A 21102-nucleotide genomic window follows, 5' to 3' on the forward strand; every position below is an offset into this window, starting at 1 on the left:
TGAGAGAGTTAGGGGTATGAAGCAATTCGATACCCTCAGCCTGAGCACCCAGGGCTCGGCCCTCATCCTGACCGTCAACCAGCCGAAGTCGCTGAATGCGCTGGCAAAAGAGGTCGTCAACGACCTTGAAGCCTTCCTGGACTGGTTCGAGGCCACCGGCTATGAATACCGCGGCGTGATCCTCACCGGTGCCGGCGAGAAGTCCTTTGTCGCCGGCGCCAATATCGTCCAGCTGCGCGAAATGGACCCGGCGGCGGCGCTGGCCTACGGGCGCCAGATGCACGCGGTCACCGAACGCCTGGAGAAGCTGCAGGTTCCAGTGATCGCCGCAGTCAACGGCTTCGCCCTGGGCGGCGGCTGCGAACTAGCCCTGGCTTGCGATTTCATCTACGCTTCCGAGACGGCCAGCTTTGGCCAGCCGGAGGTCAACCTCGGGCTGGTGCCCGGCTTTGGCGGCATGGTGCGCCTGCCGCGACGTGTCGGCAACGCGATGGCCCGTGAATTGGTTTTCACCGGCCGCCGCATCAAGTCCGAGGAAGCATTGCGCATTGGCCTGGCCAACCGCGTTGTCCCGGCCGGGGAACTGATTGACCAGGCCGTGGCCACCATCGAGGAGATCGCGAAGGTGGCACCGACGGCCGTTGGCAATGCCAAGGCCGCGATGGTGGACATGGACGCGCTGAACACCCATGACGCCCTGCTGGTTGAAGCGCAGTCCTTCCAGCAGGCCTTCGGAACCGCCGACTCGGTGGAAGGCCGTGCCGCCTTCGTCGAAAAGCGCGCCGCGGTTTTCCCGGGCAACTAGCCGGGGCGCCGACCATGCACTACGGGGCGCACCCGGACCAGCAGGTCCAGTTCTACAAGCCGGAACGCACCACCGCTCGCGGAGCGGTGATGATCATCCACGGCGGATACTGGCGTGAAAAGTACACCGCTAGCCTTGGCGTGCCCCTGGCAGAGGATCTCGCCGCCCGCGGGATCCCTGCCTACAACCTCGAATACCGGCGTGGGCCGGGCAGCGCGGCGAAAATGCTGGCCGATGCCCGGCTCGCGCTGGGCCTGGTCAAGGAAGAAGGGCCGATCACGCTGATCGGCCATTCAGCCGGAGCGCAATTGGCCTGCGTGCTGGCCGCCCATGATGCACGGGTCTCCCAGGTGATCAGCCAGGCCGGGGTCCTGGACCTTGAAACGGCGCAGCGCCTGAAGCTCAGCGGCAGCGCAGTGGACGAGATGCTCTCAGGCGCGTCATTGGGCGCCTGCAATCCGGTGGAATTATGGCCAATGCATGCCCGTGTCGTAATCTTTCATGGACGGGACGATGGCGATGTTCCGGTAAGAATTGCCCGTATCGCAGCCCAGAAAGCGGCTGCGCTCGGACAGGAGCACAGCTTCTCGCTGTTCGCGGGAGACCACTACACCTGGATCGATCCGCACAGCAGCCAATGGGCTGCCTGCGTGCGTGCCCTGTCCCCACTGCATTACTGAAGGAGCAGCATGAACCCGACCGTGATCGGCGAGGCCCTCGTTGACGTCCTGGCCTCCGGCATTGCCCCAGCCCAGGAGTTCGTTGGCGGCAGCCCGTTGAACGTCGCGGTTGCGCTTTCCCGCCTGGGGTACCCGGGAACCTTGATTTCCCGCTGGGGCGCCGATGACAAGGGCCGCAAGATCGAGGATTACCTCAAGGACAACAACGTGGCATACCTGGGCGGAGCCGATGACCAGGCCACCGTCATTGCCCATGGCATCCTCGACCCGGCCGGCGGCGCGGCCTTCGCGTTCAACGCCTACTGGCAGATGCCGACCATCGGGCCGGAGCTGGCCCAGGATGCCGAGCTGGTGCACACCGGCTCCATCGCCACCTTGTTCAGCCCCGGAGAACTGCTGCCGCTGCTTTCGGCCGCGCGCACCCATGCCACCATCAGCTACGACCCGAACCTGCGCCCGTCGCTGGTCACCAACCATTCGCAGACCGTGGCCGAAGTCGAGCGATTCGTCGGCCAGGCCGACGTGGTGCGGGTCTCCGGCATCGACCTGAAGTGGCTGTACCCGATGCGCTCGGTCCAGGACTCGGCCCGTGCCTGGCTGGACATGGGGCCGGCGATCGTGGTGTCCACCGCAGGCTCGCGCGGGTCCTGGGGCGTCGTTCGCGCCGGCGACGCCGAATTCACTGCGCCGTCGGTGGAAGTCACCGATACCGTGGGTGCCGGCGATACCTTCACCGCCGCGCTGCTGTGCTGGCTGGCCGAACATGGACTGATTGGCGCGGCCAACCGCGAAAAGCTGAACCAGCTGCAGATTGCGGAGCTTTCGCGAGCCCTGGAATTCGCGGCCCTGGCCGCCGCGGTGACCGTGCAGCGTGCCGGGGCGAACCCGCCACGCCGCCAGGAGCTGTAGATGATCAAGCTGATCGCCTCGGACCTCGACGGCACCATTGTCGCCAAGGACGGCACCATCTCCGAACGCACCCAACGTGCCTTCATCCAAGCCCGCGACGCTGGCATCCAGATAGTCTTCGTCACCGGACGCCCCTTCCGCTGGCTGAGCCCGATCATTGAAGCCTTCGGCGGGATGGGCACGGTCATCTGCTCCAATGGCGCGGTGCTCTACGACCTGGAACAGGACGAAGTGATCTGGTCGCGCACGCTCAGCGCGGCCACCGCGCGGCGGGCGAGCGAAATCATCCTGGAGCTGGAACCGCGCGCGTCCTTCGCTGCCGAGACCACCAAGGGGCTGCACCTGGGTGAAGGCTTTGCCGACCGCCACCACAACTTCGGGGTGCAGGCAGTCTTGGATCTGGCTAGCGAGTCAATTGATTCCGAAGGCATCGTGAAATTCCTTGCCCGCTCCCAGCACCTGCCGATAGACAAGTTCTATTCCTCGGTTGAGCCGCAGCTGGCAGAACTGGTATCGGTGACCCACTCCGCCTTCGACGTTTCCCTATTGGAAATGGCGCATGTGGATATCCACAAGGCCACCACGCTGCATGAATACTGCCAGCGCCTGGGAATTGCCGCAGCTGAAGTGATGGCCTTCGGCGACATGCCCAACGACATCGAGATGCTCGAATACGCCGGCCACGGCTACGCCATGTCCTCCGGACACCCCATGGCGCTGGCCTCCGCCCGCTTCCGGGCACCCTCGCTGGCCGATGACGGGGTAGCCCAGGTCATTGAAGGCCTGCTGAAATGACCTACGCTTTTTCGCACCGCGGCGTACGCACGGGCAACGAGGAAAACACGCTGGCAGCCTTCCAGCGCGCCGCAGACCTGGGCATCACCCATCTGGAATCGGATGTGCACGCCTCAGCCGACGGCACGGTCTACTTGTTCCATGACCAGAGCCTGGACCGGGTGACCGACGCGAGCGGGAATTTCAACGACTTCACCGACGAGCAGCTGGCAATGGTGCGGGCCGGAGGGGAACCGCTGTGCACGCTTGATGCACTGCTCGATGCGTTCCCGCACGCCACACTGAACCTGGACGTCAAGGACGAGCACGTGATCGGCCCGCTGGCCGAGCTCATCGAGCGCAGGAAAGCCCATCGGCAAATTGCCCTAGCGTCCTTCTCCACGGCACGCAGCGCCGCGGTCGGCCACCTGCTTTCCGCTCCGATACGGCGCTCGCCGGGTCAACGGGAAATTGTCGCCATCTGGCTGTGCGCCCACCTGCTGGGCTGGGTTCCCAAGCGGCTGCTGGCAGGCTTCTGGGCGGTCCAGGTGCCGCTGAACCAGGGCATGCTGCCGGTAGCGACCCGTCGATTCATCAAGGCGGTCCACCGAGCCGGCGCCCAGGTGCATGTCTGGGTCATCAACGACGAGCCGACCATGCGGCTGCTGATGGAGCGCAAGGCCGACGCCATCATGAGCGATGACGCGGCCTTGCTGGCCAGGGTTCTGGGCTCTTGAACTGCGGCCCTAGGAGATATCCAGGGTTCCCAAAACGGTCTCGGCGTGCTCCTGCAGTTGCTCGTCGCTGGCATCCAGGAGCAGGCGCAACCAGGTCTCGTGCTGCGACAGCGGCGCAACCAGGCAGGCTGGATTAATCAGGTCGTACAGCTCATCTGCTGAGCCGTAGGCAGAGAACTGGTCCAGGTACGCGAAAAGCACCTTCATCACGCGCTCATCACCGGTATCGCAATCCCACGCTTCGCACATGGCGGCCAGCGGCGTGTTCAGGGATGAGAAGGGGTGAGCCCAGTGCGCGGAGGACAGATTCAGGATGCGGCCGTGGTCTCCGGCTTCGGCAGGAACCACCACCTGCGACAGATCGAAGTTGCCGTGCTCGATGCTCAACGGCACCGCACCGGCATGAAGGGCAGCGGTGGCCCTCCTCAACTCATCGAGATGAGAAACCATCTTGTCCGCCATGGATCCCTCCAGGTACAGCGGGTGTGCCGGGTCCAGGGACACATGCATCATCAGCGCCTGCTCGTACTGCTCGGGCAGGAACTGCGGGTCCACTACGGTGACCCCGGAATCAAAGAATTCTTCCTCGTGGCCCATCAGCGCGACCTGGAAGGAACCGAGCGAGGCCATGGCCAGCTCCCAGTTCTCCACCGAATCGCCCAGATCCGCCAGGGTGTGCCCGAAATCCGGGCTGAGCATGTAGCCGGCGATCCGGTCGATAGCCAGTGGCATCACCACGCGATCGGGCAGCAGCTGGCCGGCAGCGACCGTGGTCGCTGGTTCCGAAGCCAGCCCCGGGGCGTTGGCGCTGAAGATCAGATCTGCGGCACCGGTCTGAACCGCCGCCTGGATCTGGTGCAAATCTGCGGGCCAAAAATCCGGTCCTGCGGTGCGCTGAATGCCATATGCCTCGCACGCAGCATCGATCCACTCGGCGGTTGCCTCACGCCAGTCTTCGCTATTCCATACATCTATCCACTGAGCCACATTCTTATCGTAGTATGTCGAAGCAAGCGCGTTCAGTTGCTACGGTAAGGACTACGGCCAGTAATTCGCTCCTCTTTCGAAGGATTTCGATTGTGAACGCTTTTCGTCCTGAGTACCGACATCGTGATTACAAGGCCGTCCTCTTTGATCTGGATGGCGTGATCACTCCTACCGCGTTGCTGCATCGCAAGGCGTGGGAAGAACTTTTCACCACCTTTTTCGACAAGCACCCGGGCGTGGCCCCATACACTTCCGAGGACTATTTCAACCTGCTTGACGGCCGTCCGCGTTATGACGCGGTGGCGGCCACCCTCGAATCCCGCGGCATCAGCTTGCCCCGCGGGGCTGAAAGCGATCTGCCGGGGGAAGGCAGCATCTGCGCGCTGGGCAATATGAAGAACGAAAAGTTCACCCAAGTGCTGCAGCGCGACGGGATCGACCCCTATGCCGGCTCCGTGGCCTACCTGCAACAGGTGCTGGATGCCGGGCTGGACGTCGCGGTGGTGTCCTCCTCGCGCAATGCCCGCGTGGTATTGGCTGCCGCAGGACTGGCCGAGCATTTCCCATTGGTGATGGGCGGCCAGGAAGCTGCTGCGCGCCGGCTGGCGGGCAAACCGGCCCCGGACACGTTCCTGGCTGCCGCCGCCGATCTGGGTTGGCGTCCGGAAGAATGCGCCGTCATCGAGGATGCCACCAGCGGGGTGAGGGCAGCGCGTGCCGGAGGCTTCGGAGTCATCGGCGTGGCCCGCGAAGGCAATGAGGCCGCCTTGCTGGATGCAGGGGCCCATTTTGTGGTTCATGACCTTTCCGAACTGGTCTCCGAGCAAGCAGCCAAGGCCTGGGAAGAGGACTCCTGGTCGCTGTGGCGCGGGAACCAGCGTGACAGCGATGGCGCCGAAGACACCGTTTTCTCCTTGGGCAACGGTTTTCTGGGTGCACGGGCTGCGCAACTGGGTCTGGGGGACCAAGGAGGCGGCACATTCATCAACGGGCTGCATGAGACCTGGGAAATCCGCCATGCCGAGAGCGCCTTCGGGCTGGCCGAAACCGGGCAGACCATGATCAGCGCCCCGGATTTCCGGACCATGCGCGTGTTCATCAATGACGAAGCCCTGGAAGTCGGCCGCACGGAGATGCTGCGTGATGAGCTGCGCCTGGATTTCCTTGACGGGACGCTGACCGCGCACACCCTGTGGCGAACTGCCGAGGGGCACCGGGTAGCCGTCACTGCCCGCTCAATGATTTCCTTCACGGATCGCCACGTGGCGCTGCAGGACGTGCATGTGCGCCTGCTCGATGCCCCGGCGCAGGTGCTGATCCAGTCTTCGGTCATCGGGTACCGCTCCAGCCGGAAGGTGGCTTCCCCGGAGGAAACCGATGCCGGGGTTCCTGCCGATCCGCGCAAGAGCGAGGAAGCCAGGGCCAACCCGCTGCATCCGGCGGGCACCCACCGCGATGGCGCCCGGCTGGGCATCTCGTACCAGGTCTTCGGATCCGGGATGTCGGTAGCAGCAATGGTGGAGCACGAGGTGGCCACCACTGGCGGAGCGCAGGCGGAGCTGTCCGTGGTCCGCAAGGTGGACGATGACCGCGCGGATGAAGTGATCAGCACCAGGCTGGAAGCCGGGCAAGGCGTGCGCATCTCCAAGTACGCGGTCTACCACTCCTCGCGGCGCCATCCTGCCCAGGAGATGCTCTTGCGTTCTGAGCGGGCCTTGGAGCACCTGGTGCCGTTGGGGATTGACGAGCACTTCCGCACCCAGCGCCGTTTCATGGCCGACTACTGGGACCGCAGCGATGTGGTGGTGGAGAGCGATGAGCCCGAGCTGCAGCGCAAGATCCGCTGGAACCTGTTCCAGCTCGCCCAAGCTGCCGGACGTGCCGACGGCCTGGGCATCAGCGCCAAGGGCGTGAGCGGCAACGGCTATTCCGGGCACTATTTCTGGGATACCGAAATCTATGTGATGCCGTTCTTGACCTATACGAACCAGCAGTGGGCGCGCAACACGCTGCGCGCCCGGGTCTCGATGATTCCTGCAGCGACCCGGCGGGCGCTGATCATGAACGAGGAAGGCCTGCTCTTCCCATGGCGCACGATTAACGGCGAGGAAGCCAGCGCCTATTATCCGGCTGGCACTGCGCAGTACCATATCAATGCCGACGTGGTGTATTCGCTCAACCGGTACCTCGGGGTCATGGAGGATGACGAGTTCCTGCTGGCCGGCGGCGCCGAAATCCTCGTGGGAACTGCGCGCATGTGGGCCTCGCTGGGGTTCTGGCGTGGCGAGCAGGGCAATGAGCGCTTCCATATCCATGGGGTCACCGGGCCCGATGAGTACACCGCGGTAGTCAACGACAACCTCTACACCAATGTCATGGCGCGCTTCAATTTGCGCCGCAGCGCCCAGCTGCTGGCCGAAATGGCCCAAGAGCATCCGCGCGAGTTCGCGCAACTGGCCAGCAGGCACTCATTGGAAAACGAGGAGATCGCCCTGTGGCTCAAGGCCGCTGATTGCATGCACATCCCGTATTCCGAAACGGTCGGAATCCACCCCCAGGACGAGCATTTCTTGAACCGCGAAGTCTGGGACCTGGCCAATACCGGTGCGGATAAGCGGCCGTTGCTGCTGCACTACCATCCGCTGGTGATCTACCGCTTCCAGGTCATCAAGCAAGCCGACGCGGTGCTGGCTTTGTGGCTGCGTTCCAGCGATTTCACCGCCGAGCAGAAACTTGCGGATTTCAACTACTATGACCCGCTGACTACGGGCGACTCGACACTGTCGGCGACAGTGCAGTCGATTCTCGCCGCCGAGGTAGGCTACCGCGATCTTGCCTGGGAGTATTTCGAGCACGCGCTGAACGTGGATCTGGAAAACCTGCATGGCAATACCGCTGACGGCGTGCATGTGGCATCGACCGGTGGCGTCTGGTCGGCGCTGATCTACGGCTTCGCGGGACTGCGCGACGATGACGACCAGCTGCGCTTTGATCCGCGGCTCCCGGAGAAATGGCGGGCCCTGCGCTTCAACCTCGGGTGGCGGGGCATGAGGATTTCCGTGGGCTTGCGGGCTGAAGCCATTGATTTCACCCTGCACGGAGCCTTCTCCCGTCCGATCTGGGTGCGCGGCCAGCAGGTGGATCTGCAGCCGGGGCAGACAGTCAGCGTGGCGCTCGCCGGCCAGGGCCCGACGCTGGAAGGGCGGCCAAGCTTGGAGCATGTGCTCTCGCTGCAAAGCGACGTCGGCGTGGATGTGCCCAACAAGGCCTGGTAAGCATCCGGGCACGCAAAAGGAGGCAGGAACCATCTTGGTTCCTGCCTCCTTTGCGCAATCCGCAATGCCCAGCGGGTGGTGCCTAGAGGGTCATCTCCTCGAGCTGGCGCCCCTTGGTTTCCTTGACCAGGAAGATCACGAAGATCAGGGAAAGCAGCGCGAAGAATGCGTAGATGCCGTAGGCCAATGCCAAGCCTGCCTCGGCGAGGGCCGGGAAGGTGGTGGAAACGGCGAAGTTGGCGATCCACTGCGCCGAGGCTGCCACTCCGAGTGCCATGGCGCGGATCGAGTTCGGGAAGATCTCGCCGAGCAATACCCATACGGCCGGACCCCAGGTGGCGCCGAAGCCGACCACGAACAGGTTGGCCGAGACCAGGGCGACGATGCCCCAGTTGCCCGGCAGCGACACGGCGCCGTCGATGGTGACCGACTGCGCGAACGCTACCGCCATCATGCCCAGCGACACGGTCATGATGGCCGAGCCGATGGTGAGCAGCAGCTTGCGTCCCAGCACGTCGATCAGCAGCACCGCCACGATCGTTGCCAGCACGTTGGTCGCCGAGGTGATCAGCGAAATCGTGAAGGAATCCGATTCGGCAAAGCCGACGGACTTCCACAGCGTCGTGGAGTAGTAGAAGATCACGTTGATGCCGACGAACTGCTGGAAGACCGAGAGCAGGATGCCGACCCACACCAGCGGGTGGAAGCCGAAGCGGCCCAGCAGGTCCTTGAAGACCTGGCGGCGCTCGATGTGCACGGTGGAGCGGATCTCTTCGATCTTCTTTTCGGTATCGGTGCCGGCGTTCATGCCCATATCGCGGGTCAGCACGGTAGCTGCTTCAACGAAGCGGCCGCGCTCGACCAGGTAGCGGGGAGATTCGGGCAGGCGCAGCGAGAGCAGGCCGTAGAGCACTGCTGGAACCAGCAGCGACAGGTACATCCAGCGCCAGGCCGTCAGACCGAACAAGCCGACGGCATCCGCCGAGCCCATGACGAAGACCAGCAGCGCGCTGACCAGGAAGGCCACGAAGATGCCCAGCACGATGGCCATCTGCTGCATGGTGCCCAGGCGTCCGCGATGCGCGGCCGGGGAGACTTCGGCAATGTAGGCAGGGGCGATCACCGAGGCGAAGCCCACGCCGATGCCGCCGACAATGCGCCAGATGATCAGGTCGGTTACGCCGAAGCACAGGCCGCAGCCGATGGCTGATGCTGCCAGGAGGATGGAGGCGAAGAGCATGGTGCGCACGCGTCCCACGCGTTCGGAGACCACACCCGCTATCCAGGCTCCCAGTGCTGCGCCGAGCAGGGCGCAGGAAACGGTGAATCCGATGGTTACCGCGTTGAGCCCGAATTCGTGCTCGACAGCGTCCACGGTGCCGTTGACGATTGATGAGTCATATCCGAAAACGAACCCACCCAATGCCGCCCCGAGGGCGATGAAGATGAGTCGCGCGGAGAGTTTTCCGTCTGATGTAGTCGCAGTCACAATGAGCCATGCTATCGGATTCGAGAGCCGCAGAATCCCGATTTCCCGATTTTTTATGGGAGATCGATCACAAATTGGAAGGAGTCCTTACTTCAAGACCGGGGGAGGCCCAGTGCGCGTCGCCGGTTGATGACTGGCCAGCTCCCGAATTCTTGGCAAAAAAGCAGGCCGGCATTGCGAGTTATCGCGATGCCGGCCTGCGGGGAATTTATTTGCTAGCTATCCGCAGGCTTCTGCGAGTCCGCCAAATCGTTGCCGCGCATCTTGGCGACGATACTCATCAGGTGGAAGACCACCAAGGTGGCGATCGAGCCCAGGGCGATGCCGCCCAGCTGGAGCTGGCCGAAAGCGATTTCCTTGGTCACCGCAATGGCGATAATCAGGCCGGTGCCGGCGGTCATCAAGTTGATCGGGTTGCCGAAATCCACCTTCGCCTCGATCCACAGGCGCGCGCCGACGATGCCGATCATGCCGTAGAGCACGATGCCCAAGCCGCCGATCACGCCTTCTGGAATGGTGCCGATCAATGCGCCGAACTTCGGCAGGAAGGCCAGGGCCACGGCCACAATCGCAGCGATCCAATAGGCCGCGGTCGAGTACACGCGCGAAGCGGCCATCACGCCGATGTTTTCGGCATAGGTGGTCGTGGCCGAACCGCCGCCGAAACCGGCGAGCACGCTGGCAGCGCCATCGGCCATCAGCGCACGGCCGTTGAACTTCGACAGGTCGCGATTGGTCATCACGCCAACGGTGCGCACATGGCCGATGTTCTCGGCGATCAGCACGAACACCGCAGGCAGGAACATCAGCGCAGTGTCGAAGTGGAAGGTCGGGGTGTGGAATTCTGGCAGTCCGATCCACTCTGCGGCAGCAACCGCCTTGAAGCTCACCTGCCCCTGGGCCAGTGCAACAAGGTAGCCGCAAAGAAGTCCCATGAGGATCGACAGCCGGCCCAGCAGGCCCTTGAACGCAACGGTCGCGACCACGGTAAAGATCACCGTGAGGAAAGTGGTCAGCGGGAACTCGGTCATGGGAACCAGCGTTGCGCTGGCCAAATTCAGGCCGATGAGCGCCACGATGGTGCCCATGACCACCGGCGGCATCAGGGCGTGGATCCAGCCGGTGCCGGTCTTCTGCACGATCAGCCCGACAACGAACAGCAAGGCCCCGGTCATCACGATGCCGCCCAGCGCGCCGGACATGCTGTGCGACTGGGTGGTCGAGAGCACCGGAGCAATCATCGCAAAGGACGAGCCGAGGTAGCTGGGCACCTTGTTCCTGGTCATCAGCAAGAAGATGACGGTGGCCAGGCCGGTGAACAGCAAGGTCGTGGTGACCGGGAAGCCGGTGATGGTTGGCACCAGGATGCTGGCGCCGAACATCGCCAGGATGTGCTGGGCTCCGATGGAAACGGTCTGCGGCCAATGCAGCCGCTCATCCGGGGCAACTACCTCACCTGGGGTGATGGTCCTGCCGTTGCCGTGAATGCTCCAACTCATGATTCCTCTTCCCGGGCCCTGCGGGTTTTAGGCCGTAGAGAAGTCTACTCGGTTCTCGTGCGCCTGCGCGAAGAAAGAGCGCTCATGTTCCGCCGAGCGGATGAAAGCGGCCTCCATGCGGGCCCGCAGCTGCGGATCTGCCTGCTCGAACGCCTGGCGGACCATTTCGATGGCCTGCTCGGTGGCGGAATCGAATTCCTCGGATGCATAGGTTTCCAGCCATTGCCGATAAGGATGCTCGGCATGGTTGGCTGCCGACAACCGCTTGCCGATGTCCTGGTACAGCCAGTAGCAAGGCAGGATCGCGGCAATCAGCTCCCCGTAGCTCTCCTGGCTGGCGGCCAGGTGGTTGGTGTAGTTCAGCGTGGTGGCGCTGGGCGTATCAGCGAACTCGTCCAGGTAGCTGCCGTGCAGCTGCAGCTCGCCATCGAGGATGCCGTTGGCGCCACGCGACCAGAAACGCTGGGCACCGAGATCCGGCGCCATCGAGCTGGCCAGCGAAAGCACCTTGGCGTAACGCAGCAGATACAGCGCATCCTGGACGATGTAGTAGTGGAAGTCATCCCGGTCCAAGGTGCCCTCGGATAGCCGGGTGATGAAATCCAGCTGGTCGATTTCCTCGCGGATCGGCTGGATCTTCTGCCACCAGTCGCCCATGGGATCTGCCGTGCCGAAGAAGTCGATGAAGTGGTTGACCGGGCCGTGGCCGCTGCCCACCTGCAATTGGTCGGCCGCTGCGATGGCCTTGGAGAGGTAGGACTTGGACTGCTTCAACGCGGCGATCCAATCTCCAGTGGCAGCGAAGCGGGTAGCCAGAGTGCTGGAAAGGGTGCAGCCGGTGCCGTGGGTGTTACTGGTGGCATGGCGCGGGCCGTGCAGCTCCAGTTGCACCCCGCCCGCCGACACCAGGGCATCGGGGCAATCCGCCCCGGCCAGGTGCCCGCCCTTGGCCAGAACCAGCGTGTCGTGCTTGGCAGCCAGCCGCTGGGCCTGGCGCAGGGCTTCGTCCCAGGAAGGGGCCACAGGCTCGCGCAGCAAGCTGGCCAGCTCCAGCAGGTTCGGGGTAATCACCGTGGCGCGATCCAGCAGCGAATCAAGGGCGGATTCGTCGTCGAGCAGGCGATCCCCGCTGGTCGCCACCATGACCGGGTCCAGCACGACGGGGGCGTCAACAGTTTCCAGCCAGCGGGTGACTGCGCGGATCACCTCGGCGTTGGCCAGCATCCCGATCTTGATCGCATCGATGCGGATATCTGTGCTCACGGCTTCGAGCTGCGCGAGGACGAAATCGCCACTGATCGCCTGAACTCCGGATACCCCATGGGTGTTTTGCGCAGTCAAAGCGGTGATCACGCACATTCCGTAGCCGCCGTTGGCGGCAATGGCCTTCAGATCCGCTTGGATTCCGGCGCCGCCGGAAGGATCGGAGCCTGCGATGGATAGGATGTTCATTTCGAGGCCTCCCAGGCTGCGACCAGCTGCGCGCTGGCAAGTTGCGGATCTTCGGCGTTGCAGATGGCGCGGACCACGGCCAGGCCTGCGCCGCCGCCGGCGCGGATCGCGGCGGCATCGTCTTGGGTAATTGCGCCGATCGCTACGCAGGGCAGCTTGGCCAAGGCAGCGGCTCGCGCAAAGCCGTCCAGCCCCAGGGGAACAGGATGGTCTTTTTTCGTCGGAGTGGCGCGGATGGCTCCTACACCGAGGTAGTCGATCACCGAGGCGTCCTTGTTCGCCTGGGCCAATTGCTCATCGCTGGAAGCACTCAAGCCGATGATGCCCTCGCCAATGATCTGGCGAGCCAGCTGTACCGGCACATCTTTTTGCCCGATATGGATGCCGTTCACTGCTGCGCCAGCAGCCCGTGCCGCGAGGTAGACGTCAATGCGGTCATTGATCAGCAACTGGGCTTTGCCCTCGGTGAGCTTGGCAGCCGCGCAGGCCAGCTCGAAGAATTCCCGGGCGCTTTCATCCTTGGCGCGCAGCTGGATCCACCCGATCCCTCCGGCGACGGCGCCCTCGATAACTTCCAGGGTGCTGCGTGGGGTGCAGCTGGCAGTGTTGGCTACTAGATAAGCGCCGTAATTATGCATGGTTCAATTCCTCGTACTTCAAAGTTTTCAGTTCCCCGGGATCGGCAGCCGACAGCGCATCAAGGAAGGCAACTGCGAAGCTGCCCGGACCGGAGCTGCCAGCCAGGGCCTTTTCCGCGGCCAGGCCATAGAAACCGTGGGCTGCGATGGTGGCCTCGAACGGGTCATCGTGGACCGCAACCATTCCGGCGCAGACCGCGCCCAAGGCGCAGCCGCCACCTGTCATCCGGGTCAAGCCAATTCCGTTGGTATGCACCAAGACGGTACGCGTGGCGTCGATGATGGCGTCAGCCTGGCCGGAAATGGCCACTACGCAGTCGTTTTCCGTGGCCAGTTCGCGTCCCGCCGCCAAGGCGGCAGAAACCTCATCCAAGGCATCGACACCGCGCGAAGCAGATTGCCGGCCGGCCAGGGCCAGGATTTCCGAGGCGTTGCCGCGAATCAGGGTCGGGCGTTGCCGGACAATGCGCCGGGCAAACTCCGTGCGCACCGGAAGCGCTCCCACTGCCACTGGATCCAGGACCCAGGGGGTGCCTGCAGCGCTCGCCGACTGCACAGCTTCTTCCATGGCGGTCAGCTGTTCAGTGCTTGGAGTTCCCAAATTCACCAATACGGCTGAAGCTGCCTGCGCGAATGGGCCGGTCTCTCCGGGCAGATCCGTCATGGCCGGGGAAGCCCCGGATGCCAGCAGGACATTGGCGGTGAAATTGGATACGACGGTATTGGTCAGGCAAAAAACCAAAGGTGATTGTTGCCGGTATTTTTGGGCAACTGCATGCAAAGCCATGCGACATCCCTCCGCTAGCGTGAACTAGATCAGGTTCTACGGGTCTTATCTCAGTCGGTTGATCCGACACCCCGTGTCACTGCCATAGAGCGTACGCACAACCGGTTCCGAGGACAAGTTACTTACGCTCGCGCCGCGCCACCAAGGCCTTGAGCGTGGCCGCATCCACCTTCTGCGCGGCCGCCAACGCCCAGAGGTGATCCACGGCGGCCAGGAGATCTTCACTGGTATCCACCGGCTGCGGCCGCTCGTTGACCACTGTGCCGGCACGGCGCCGGGAGGTGATCAGCTCTTCGGCTTCCAGCTCCTTGTAGGCGCGCGCCACTGTACCGGCAGCGACGCCGAGGTCCGTGGCCAGCGCACGCACAGTAGGCAGCTTGCTCCCCGAGGGCAGATCTCCCAAGGAGATCAGTGAAGCAATCTGCGAGCGGATCTGCTCATAGGGCGGGGTAGCTGCTTGGAGGTCAACACTGATCTGCGTGCTCATGAAGTAGCTGCCGGCTGATGTTCCCGCACGAAGGCGCTACCGGGGCGCTCTAGGAAAATGACTGCTGGGACAACGAAGATAAGCAATGCAAAGAGTCCCAGCCCGGCCGGGAATCCGTAGCCAATGAGCAGCATGGCTACCACTGCACTGGTGATAACACGCATTGAACGCAGTTCCAGGACCTTGCGGTACCAGATTTCTTCGGCCGACGAGACAGCCCAGGGAATAATCGCCCGGCGGGAGAACCAGACGAATCCAAGATGGGTTGCCAGCAACAGCAGGATCAAGCCTGCAACCATTGTCTTGCCTGGAGGTGCGAAGCCCCACAAATAGTCCAGTGGCGGATCGAGCAGAAAATAGGTGCTGGTGGCAAACAGCAAGCCAGCGGCGATGTAGGACCACAAGGGCAAGGGTGCGTGGTACTTGGTTGCTGCAGACGCCTGCCGGGCCACCGTGCTGACGTAGCTGAGATAAAGCGCATTGAGAACGGCATAGATCAAAGCCGCACCGGCAAAGATCATTAAGATCCACGTAGTTCGCTCATTGGTAGGCATCTGGAGCTCGTCATCCAGTGGCAAGAATGACCAGCCGATTGCAACGCTGAGTAAGGTGAGTGCTGCAGTTACGTATTGCAAGGTGAATAGTTGATCACGCAAACGCGAGAAGGCGGTCCGTTCCCTGGTGGTGGATTGAGCTGAGAATGTAGAGCGCGGTCCCCAGAAGAGCAACGTGAGGGCTACCGCAAGGGCGCCATAGCTAACGAACTCGTACTGTCCATCCGGCGAATTAGCCTGCGAGTAATTGACCACCGACACGGTGAAGGCCAGCAAGACGATGCCGATATTGCGCATCAAGCGGTTGAGCCAGACCGTGCGCAACGCTTGGTTGTCTTCGACCGAGATGCCGGCCAAGGCAGGTTTTTTCAGGATAACTACGGTAATCACAGCCGCGGCCACGACGATCCCTGCCAGGGCCACGATGAATACCGGGAGCATCTGTGTGCCCGGCAACCGCCCATCATACGGACCCTCCGACGTGTATGAATAGATGCCGTCAAAATCAAAGGTCGTGAATTCCGAGGCCGGAACGCCAACGAGCCCTTCGACTTTGGACGCCGGCCACAGGGAGCCGACCGCGATCAGCAGCAAAAGCCCAACGAAAGCCCCTAGGGCCTTGGGAAACGGAGTTGTCAGGCTGCGGGCCTCTAATGAAGCGGTGCGCACTGGCTGGAGTTCCTTGGGCCAAGTGAACAAGCCGATGAGGTAAACCAGAAGAACCCAGATCCCCGGAGTGAGTGCTTCAGCGAGAGCCGAACCTGAATTGGGCTCGGTCATTGAAACGCGCCAGGTCTCAGACAAATCCCATGAGGTTGAAGCAAAGAATGCGATCAATGCGCACCAGAACGAGTGGGATCGGGCCCGGTCGATAGCTGGTGTTCCACGCCTGTGCGCCACCGAACGCAACCAAACGCAGATGATTGCGGCAACGAAAGCGATGGATATGGCGCTCGCCGAGAACTGGTTCATGGAAATCAATGTATCAACTATTTGATACATATTGAATCCTCTGGCGAATTAAACGATGAAAAATAGTCCCAGTGACGTACGCTCAAATCATGGGTCTGTTTACTTCCACTCCGTTGCCCGAACCGGTCGGTGATTCCGCACCTCCGGTGGACGAGCATCCATCGCGCATAGCAACAGTTCTGAGTCATTTGCGGCGTTCTGCGGACACGCGGATCACGCATCCGCGACGCTTCCGCCTGCAGCAGCTCAAGGCACTGGAGAAGATGCTGGAAGAGCATCTGGAAGACTTCGTCCAGGCCTTGGCCGAGGACTTGGGCAAGAGTGCCACCGAAGCCAAATTCTCCGAAATCGACGTGGTGCGCGCGGAAATAGATTTCGCCCAGCGCCACCTCGTTGAGTGGATGGATTCCACCAGTGTCAAGGTTCCGCTGGCCTTGCAGCCAGCCATGGCCAAGGTCGAGCCGCGCCCGCTGGGGGTCGTGCTGATTATCGGAGCCTGGAACTATCCGGTTCAGCTGGTGCTCGCACCGCTGGTCGCGGCCATTGCTGCCGGCAACGCTGCGGTCATCAAGCCATCCGAGCTGGCTCCTGCGACCTCAGGCGCCTTGGCCAAGTTCCTCCCGGTCTACCTCGACGAACGGGTTTACGCGGTAGTTGAAGGCGGCGTGGATACCTCCACCGAGTTGCTTGCCGCCCGCTGGGACCACATTTTCTACACCGGCGGCGAACGCGTGGCCAAGATCGTGGCTGCCGCGGCCGCGAAGCATCTGACGCCTACCACCTTGGAATTGGGCGGAAAATCGCCGGCCGTGGTGGAGAACGATTCGTTGGCTTCCGCGAAGCGCTTGGCTTACGCCAAGTTCATGAATGCCGGCCAGACCTGCGTGGCGCCGGATTACGTATTGAGCGTGGGCGACTCGTCTGAGCTCATCAGGCGCCTGGGCCAGGCCATCACCAGCTTCTACGGCAAGGAACCGCTGACCCATCCGGACTTTGGCCGCATCGTCAGCCGCAAGCACTTTGAGCGGCTGCTGTCGATGTTCGAGCAAGGCGAGGTGGTTTTCGGCGGCGAGTACGACGAGGATACCTTGCGCATCGCGCCGAGCATCATGCGCAATGTGGACCTCGAGGGAAGTTTGATGACCGAAGAGATTTTCGGTCCGATCCTGCCGGTGATCGAAGTGGAAACCTTCGAGGAAGCCCTCGAATTCATTGCCCGGCGGCCGTCGCCGCTGGCCGCTTACCTGATGAGCGAAAGCCCGCGCCTGCAGTCGATTTTCTCTGATCGGGTGCGAGCCGGCTCCATTGTGCATAATGCTCCGTTGGCCCAGATGATCGTTCCAACCCTGCCTTTCGGCGGTGTGGGACCGAGCGGAATGGGGGCCTACCACGGCAAGCACGGGTTCGAACGGCTTTCGCAGATGCGCTCGGAATTCAACAAAACAACCGTCGTTGATACCCTGAGCGCAATATATCCTCCATATTCATGGGCCAAGCGAAAGATTATTGATCGCTTACTGTAGCGCGGTTCATAGCTTTATGGCTTGTCAGGGTGCTTGGATTGATAGGTTGGAAATTTTCAAGCATCAGGAGATGTAACGCATGACTGAGCCCGCACCGTCCCAGGACGGTCTGAAGCGTGGCCTCAAAGCTCGCCATATGCAGATGATTGCCATTGGCGGCTCGATTGGTACCGGACTATTCGTCGCGTCCGGCGGCACCATTGCCCAAGCTGGCCCCGGTGGCTCGCTGGTGGCCTACGCGCTGATCGGCATGATGGTGCTGCTCTTGATGCAGTCGTTGGGAGAAATGAGCGCCCGGCTTCCGGTCGCCGGCTCCTTCCAGACTTACGCAACGGTCTTCGTGAACCGCCACTTCGGCTTCGCGATCGGCTGGAACTACTGGTTCAACTGGGCCATTACCGTGGCTGCCGAACTGGTGGCAGCTGGCATCATCATGTCCTACTGGTTCCCTGATGCCCCGGGATGGATCTGGGCGGCCATCTTCCTGGTGCTGCTCACCGGATTGAATGCGCTGTCCGCCAAGGCCTTTGGCGAGGGCGAATACTGGTTGGCCGCGATCAAGGTCATCACCGTGGTGGTCTTCTTGATCTGCGGTGTCGCGATGATCTTCGGCATCCTGGGCGACTCCACCCCTGGCTTCAGCAATTGGACCGATGGCGAAGCGCCATTTGTTGGCGGCTGGCTGTCCATCGTCTCGGTCTTCATGATCGCCGGTTTTTCCTTCCAGGGAACCGAACTGATCGGCGTGGCCGCCGGTGAAGCCGAGAACCCCCAGCGCGACATCCCACGCGCCATCAAGGCGATCTTCTGGCGCATCATGCTCTTCTACATCGGCGCGATCTTCGTCATTGGCATGCTGATCCCGTATATGGATCCATCCCTGCTCTCTTCCGAGGCATCGGATATCACCACCTCGCCATTCACCCTGGTCTTCGAACGTGCGGGCGTAGCCTTCGCCGCGGCACTGATGAATGCGGTGATCCTGTCGGCTATCCTCTCCGCAGGCAACTCCGGCCTATATGCCTCTGCGCGCATGCTTTATTCGATGGCGTTGGACGGCAAGGCTCCAAAGATCTTCGCCCGCTTGAACAAGCGCGGCGTTCCCATGCCGGCAATGCTGCTAACCGCCTCGGTAGGCCTTTTCGGCTTCCTGACCGCGATTGTCGGCCAGGGTTCGGCATATACCTGGTTGCTGAACGTTTCGGGTCTCTCCGGCTTCATTGCCTGGGTGGGTATCGCAGTGTGCCACTACAAATTCCGCAAGGCATATATTGCCAGCGGGCAGGATCTCGCGAACCTGCCGTACAAGGCGCCACTGTTCCCGTTGGGACCGATCCTGGCTTTCGTGATCCTGATCGTGGTGATCGTCGGCCAGAACTACCAGGCGATCGTGGATGGAAACTTGCTGCAGATGGCTTCGAGCTACATTGGCCTGCCGATCTTCCTGCTGCTCTGGCTGGGCCACTGGCTGGCTACCCGCAAGCAGCCAGCCGTGGCCATCGATCCATGGACCGCAAAGCTGCACTAGCCAGCTAGCGCAGCATCAACAATCACCCGAGCTTCAGCCAGCACCTGCTGCAGATGCTCGGGTGATTTTGTTGATTCTGCATAGATCTTGTAGATGTCTTCCGTGCCCGATGGGCGCGCGGCAAACCATGCGTGCTCGCTGGAAACCTTCAAGCCGCCAATGGGGAAGCCGGCCGCTTGCGTGGCCTTGGCGGTAATCGGATCCGATGCCAGTTCGGTAGCGGTGACCATCGATGGGTCCAGCTTGCCCAGTACGGCCTTCTGCTCGCGGTTTGCGGGCGCGTCAAAGCGGTCGTAGAAGCTGGGGCCGTGGCGCTCTACCAGTTCGGCATGCAGCTGGCTGGGGCTCTTGCCGGTTACTGCGCGGATCTCGCTGGCCAGCAGGGCCAGCATCAGGCCGTCCTTGTCGGTGCTGAACGCCTTGCCGGAGAAGTCCAAGAAGCTCGCCCCGGCCGATTCCTCGCCGCAAAAAGCGACCCTGCCGGAAGCCAGCGGTTCAACGAAGTACTTGAAGCCCACCGGTACCTCGCGCAGGGTCCGGCTGTGGGAAGCCACCACCTTGTCGATGAGCACCGAGGAGACCAGGGTCTTGCCGATCTGGGCATCACCTGGCCACTGCGGACGGTGGGTGAGCAGGTAGTCGATGGCCACGGCCAGGAAGTGGTTCGGATTCATCAGGCCGGCATCCGGGGTGACAATGCCGTGGCGGTCAGCATCGGCATCGTTGCCGGTCGCGATGTCGTACTTCTCGCGATTGGCCACGAGGGAGGCCATTGCATGGGCGGAGGAGCAATCCATGCGGATCTTCCCGTCCTTGTCCAAGGTCATGAAGCCGAAGCGCGGATCCACGGACTCGTTGACCACTTCGAGGTTCAGGCCGTATCGGCGGCCGATTTCGCCCCAGTAGTGCACCGAAGCCCCGCCCAGCGGATCTGCGCCAATGGAAATGCCGGACTCGGCGATGGCCTTGAAGTCGATGACTTCAGCCAAATTGGCGATGTACAGTTCGCGGAAGTCGAAAGGCCGGGCATTCGGCTCGCCGCGCTTGACCGCTCCGCTGGCCAGCAATTCGTTGGCCCGTGCAGCGATGGGTCCGGTGATTCCGGATTCTGCCGGTCCGCCATGCGGCGGGTTGTACTTGATGCCGCCGTCGGTTGGCGGGTTGTGCGATGGGGTGATGATCAGGCCATCGGCCTGTTCGCCGCCGCTAGCGTTATGTACCAGGATTGCGTGGCTGACCGCTGGAGTGGGAGTCAGTCCGTCATCGGCGAGCACGGTGACGCCGTTGCCTGCCAAGACTTCAAGGGCGGTGCGGTATGCGGGCGCGGAGAGTGCGTGGCTGTCCTTGCCCACGTACATCGGGCCGGTGATCCCCGCACCGTTGCGGTAGTCGACCACGGCCTGGGTGATCGCAGCGATATGCATTTCATTGAAGGTGGTGTTCAGGGAGCTTCCGCGATGTCCCGAGGTGCCGAAAATGACGGCCTGGTCGGGGTTGCCGCTGGAAGGAACCAGGGTGCTGTAGGCATCGAGTACCTCCTGCAAATTGATCAGGTCTGATTCTTGGGCTGGCTGGCCAGCTCGGAGGTGTGCCACAGATTGCCTTTCAGATTGATGCGCTTATCGCAGTTTCGTAGAAGAATGGTAGGCAAATGAGCTACTACCAGTATCCGCAGAACCCCTACCAACGACCGCCTGAATCCGCCGGCCTCTCGGTGGCTTCCCTGGTGCTTGGCATCTTGTCGTTGCTAGGCTTCACTGTCATTATCCTTGTTCCGCTGGCCGGAGTCATTACCGGGCACCTGGCCTACCGGCGTGAACCCAGCTCCCGGGGCTTGAGCCTGGCCGGGCTAATTACCTCATGGATTGGATTGGCACTAGCCATAGTCATTTATGCGGTAGCCATCTGGTTCTTCTGGGCATTGTCAACCGGGTTCGGCTACGACTCGTATTACGACAACGTGACCTTCTCACAAGGGCTTCTTCGATAACCCCCGGGCATGAAAA

The 21102-nt window shown here is 62.2% G+C and carries 19 protein-coding genes and 1 riboswitch; of the genes, 10 read left to right on the top strand and 9 right to left on the bottom strand.

Going from position 1 to position 21102, the window contains the following annotated elements; translation table 11 throughout:
• Positions 1-16 precede the first annotated feature (16 nt).
• Genes ACWICV_RS14790 through ACWICV_RS14810 form a run of 5 tightly spaced genes read left to right on the top strand, consistent with a single transcriptional unit; the run spans position 17 to position 3905 of the window.
• On the top strand, positions 17-805 hold the full coding sequence (locus ACWICV_RS14790) for an enoyl-CoA hydratase/isomerase family protein (RefSeq protein WP_105662190.1): 789 nt from the start codon (positions 17-19) through the stop codon (positions 803-805).
• 14 nt (positions 806-819) lie between these two features.
• Complete coding sequence (locus ACWICV_RS14795) at positions 820-1485, top strand: alpha/beta hydrolase (protein ID WP_454091164.1); 666 nt, start codon at positions 820-822, stop codon at positions 1483-1485.
• Between the two features lie 9 nt (positions 1486-1494).
• Positions 1495-2394 (top strand): PfkB family carbohydrate kinase, encoded by a 900-nt coding sequence (locus ACWICV_RS14800; RefSeq protein WP_133833739.1) that lies wholly within the window; start codon positions 1495-1497, stop codon positions 2392-2394.
• Positions 2395-3189 carry an HAD family hydrolase gene (locus tag ACWICV_RS14805; protein ID WP_105658659.1) on the top strand — a complete coding sequence of 265 codons (795 nt, stop codon included), beginning with the start codon at positions 2395-2397 and terminating at the stop codon, positions 3187-3189.
• A complete protein-coding gene (locus tag ACWICV_RS14810) occupies positions 3186-3905 on the top strand; it encodes a glycerophosphodiester phosphodiesterase family protein (RefSeq protein ID WP_332594765.1) in 720 nt (239 codons plus the stop codon). The genes ACWICV_RS14805 and ACWICV_RS14810 overlap by 4 nt, the downstream gene beginning before the upstream one ends.
• A gap of 9 nt (positions 3906-3914) precedes the next feature.
• Here the strand turns inward: ACWICV_RS14810 and ACWICV_RS14815 are convergent, their stop codons facing one another.
• Complete coding sequence (locus ACWICV_RS14815; RefSeq protein WP_332486985.1) at positions 3915-4892, bottom strand: hypothetical protein; 978 nt, start codon at positions 4890-4892, stop codon at positions 3915-3917.
• Between the two features lie 92 nt (positions 4893-4984).
• Between ACWICV_RS14815 and ACWICV_RS14820 the strand changes: the two genes are divergently transcribed.
• Positions 4985-8167, top strand: coding sequence for an HAD-IA family hydrolase (locus ACWICV_RS14820; RefSeq protein ID WP_454091163.1), 3183 nt, complete (start codon positions 4985-4987; stop codon positions 8165-8167).
• A gap of 82 nt (positions 8168-8249) precedes the next feature.
• Here ACWICV_RS14820 and ACWICV_RS14825 read toward each other — a convergent pair whose 3' ends face one another.
• From ACWICV_RS14825 to ACWICV_RS14855, 7 genes are all read right to left on the bottom strand, one after another.
• Positions 8250-9656 (bottom strand): sugar porter family MFS transporter, encoded by a 1407-nt coding sequence (locus ACWICV_RS14825; protein WP_454091162.1) that lies wholly within the window; start codon positions 9654-9656, stop codon positions 8250-8252.
• Between the two features lie 215 nt (positions 9657-9871).
• Positions 9872-11155, bottom strand: a complete 1284-nt coding sequence (locus tag ACWICV_RS14830) for a uracil-xanthine permease family protein (protein ID WP_105658654.1) — start codon at positions 11153-11155, stop codon at positions 9872-9874.
• A 27-nt stretch (positions 11156-11182) separates the two neighbouring features.
• The gene (gene thiD / locus ACWICV_RS14835; protein ID WP_454091161.1) at positions 11183-12607 is read right to left on the bottom strand and encodes a bifunctional hydroxymethylpyrimidine kinase/phosphomethylpyrimidine kinase; all 1425 of its coding nucleotides are present in this window, start codon (positions 12605-12607) and stop codon (positions 11183-11185) included.
• The gene (gene thiE, locus ACWICV_RS14840) at positions 12604-13245 is read right to left on the bottom strand and encodes a thiamine phosphate synthase (protein WP_105658652.1); all 642 of its coding nucleotides are present in this window, start codon (positions 13243-13245) and stop codon (positions 12604-12606) included. Before thiE ends, thiD begins: the two co-directional genes overlap by 4 nt.
• Positions 13238-14032 (bottom strand): hydroxyethylthiazole kinase, encoded by a 795-nt coding sequence (gene thiM / locus ACWICV_RS14845; protein ID WP_454091160.1) that lies wholly within the window; start codon positions 14030-14032, stop codon positions 13238-13240. The genes thiE and thiM overlap by 8 nt, the downstream gene beginning before the upstream one ends.
• Positions 14022-14116, bottom strand: a riboswitch (TPP riboswitch). Its footprint overlaps the gene before it by 11 nt.
• 34 nt (positions 14117-14150) lie before the next feature.
• The gene (locus ACWICV_RS14850; protein WP_105658650.1) at positions 14151-14519 is read right to left on the bottom strand and encodes a GntR family transcriptional regulator; all 369 of its coding nucleotides are present in this window, start codon (positions 14517-14519) and stop codon (positions 14151-14153) included.
• Positions 14516-15853 carry a hypothetical protein gene (locus tag ACWICV_RS14855; RefSeq protein WP_454091159.1) on the bottom strand — a complete coding sequence of 446 codons (1338 nt, stop codon included), beginning with the start codon at positions 15851-15853 and terminating at the stop codon, positions 14516-14518. Before ACWICV_RS14855 ends, ACWICV_RS14850 begins: the two co-directional genes overlap by 4 nt.
• On the opposite strand from ACWICV_RS14855, the gene ACWICV_RS14860 reads away from it, so the two are divergent.
• From ACWICV_RS14860 to ACWICV_RS14870, 3 genes are all read left to right on the top strand, one after another.
• Positions 15840-16070, top strand: a complete 231-nt coding sequence (locus tag ACWICV_RS14860; protein WP_041648259.1) for a hypothetical protein — start codon at positions 15840-15842, stop codon at positions 16068-16070. The genes ACWICV_RS14855 and ACWICV_RS14860 overlap by 14 nt on opposite strands.
• A gap of 64 nt (positions 16071-16134) precedes the next feature.
• On the top strand, positions 16135-17568 hold the full coding sequence (locus ACWICV_RS14865) for an aldehyde dehydrogenase family protein (protein ID WP_105658648.1): 1434 nt from the start codon (positions 16135-16137) through the stop codon (positions 17566-17568).
• Positions 17569-17647: 79 nt separating this feature from the next.
• Positions 17648-19096, top strand: coding sequence for an amino acid permease (locus tag ACWICV_RS14870; protein ID WP_105658647.1), 1449 nt, complete (start codon positions 17648-17650; stop codon positions 19094-19096).
• On the opposite strand, the gene pgm is transcribed toward ACWICV_RS14870, so the two are convergent.
• Entirely contained in the window at positions 19093-20691 is a 1599-nt protein-coding gene (gene pgm, locus ACWICV_RS14875; protein ID WP_332726969.1) for a phosphoglucomutase (alpha-D-glucose-1,6-bisphosphate-dependent), read from the bottom strand. The two genes, ACWICV_RS14870 and pgm, sit on opposite strands and share 4 nt — an antisense overlap.
• 56 nt (positions 20692-20747) lie before the next feature.
• Between pgm and ACWICV_RS14880 the strand changes: the two genes are divergently transcribed.
• Complete coding sequence (locus ACWICV_RS14880; RefSeq protein ID WP_105658645.1) at positions 20748-21086, top strand: DUF4190 domain-containing protein; 339 nt, start codon at positions 20748-20750, stop codon at positions 21084-21086.
• Positions 21087-21102: the final 16 nt, after the last annotated feature.

Source organism: Glutamicibacter sp. NPDC055354, assembly GCF_053644955.1.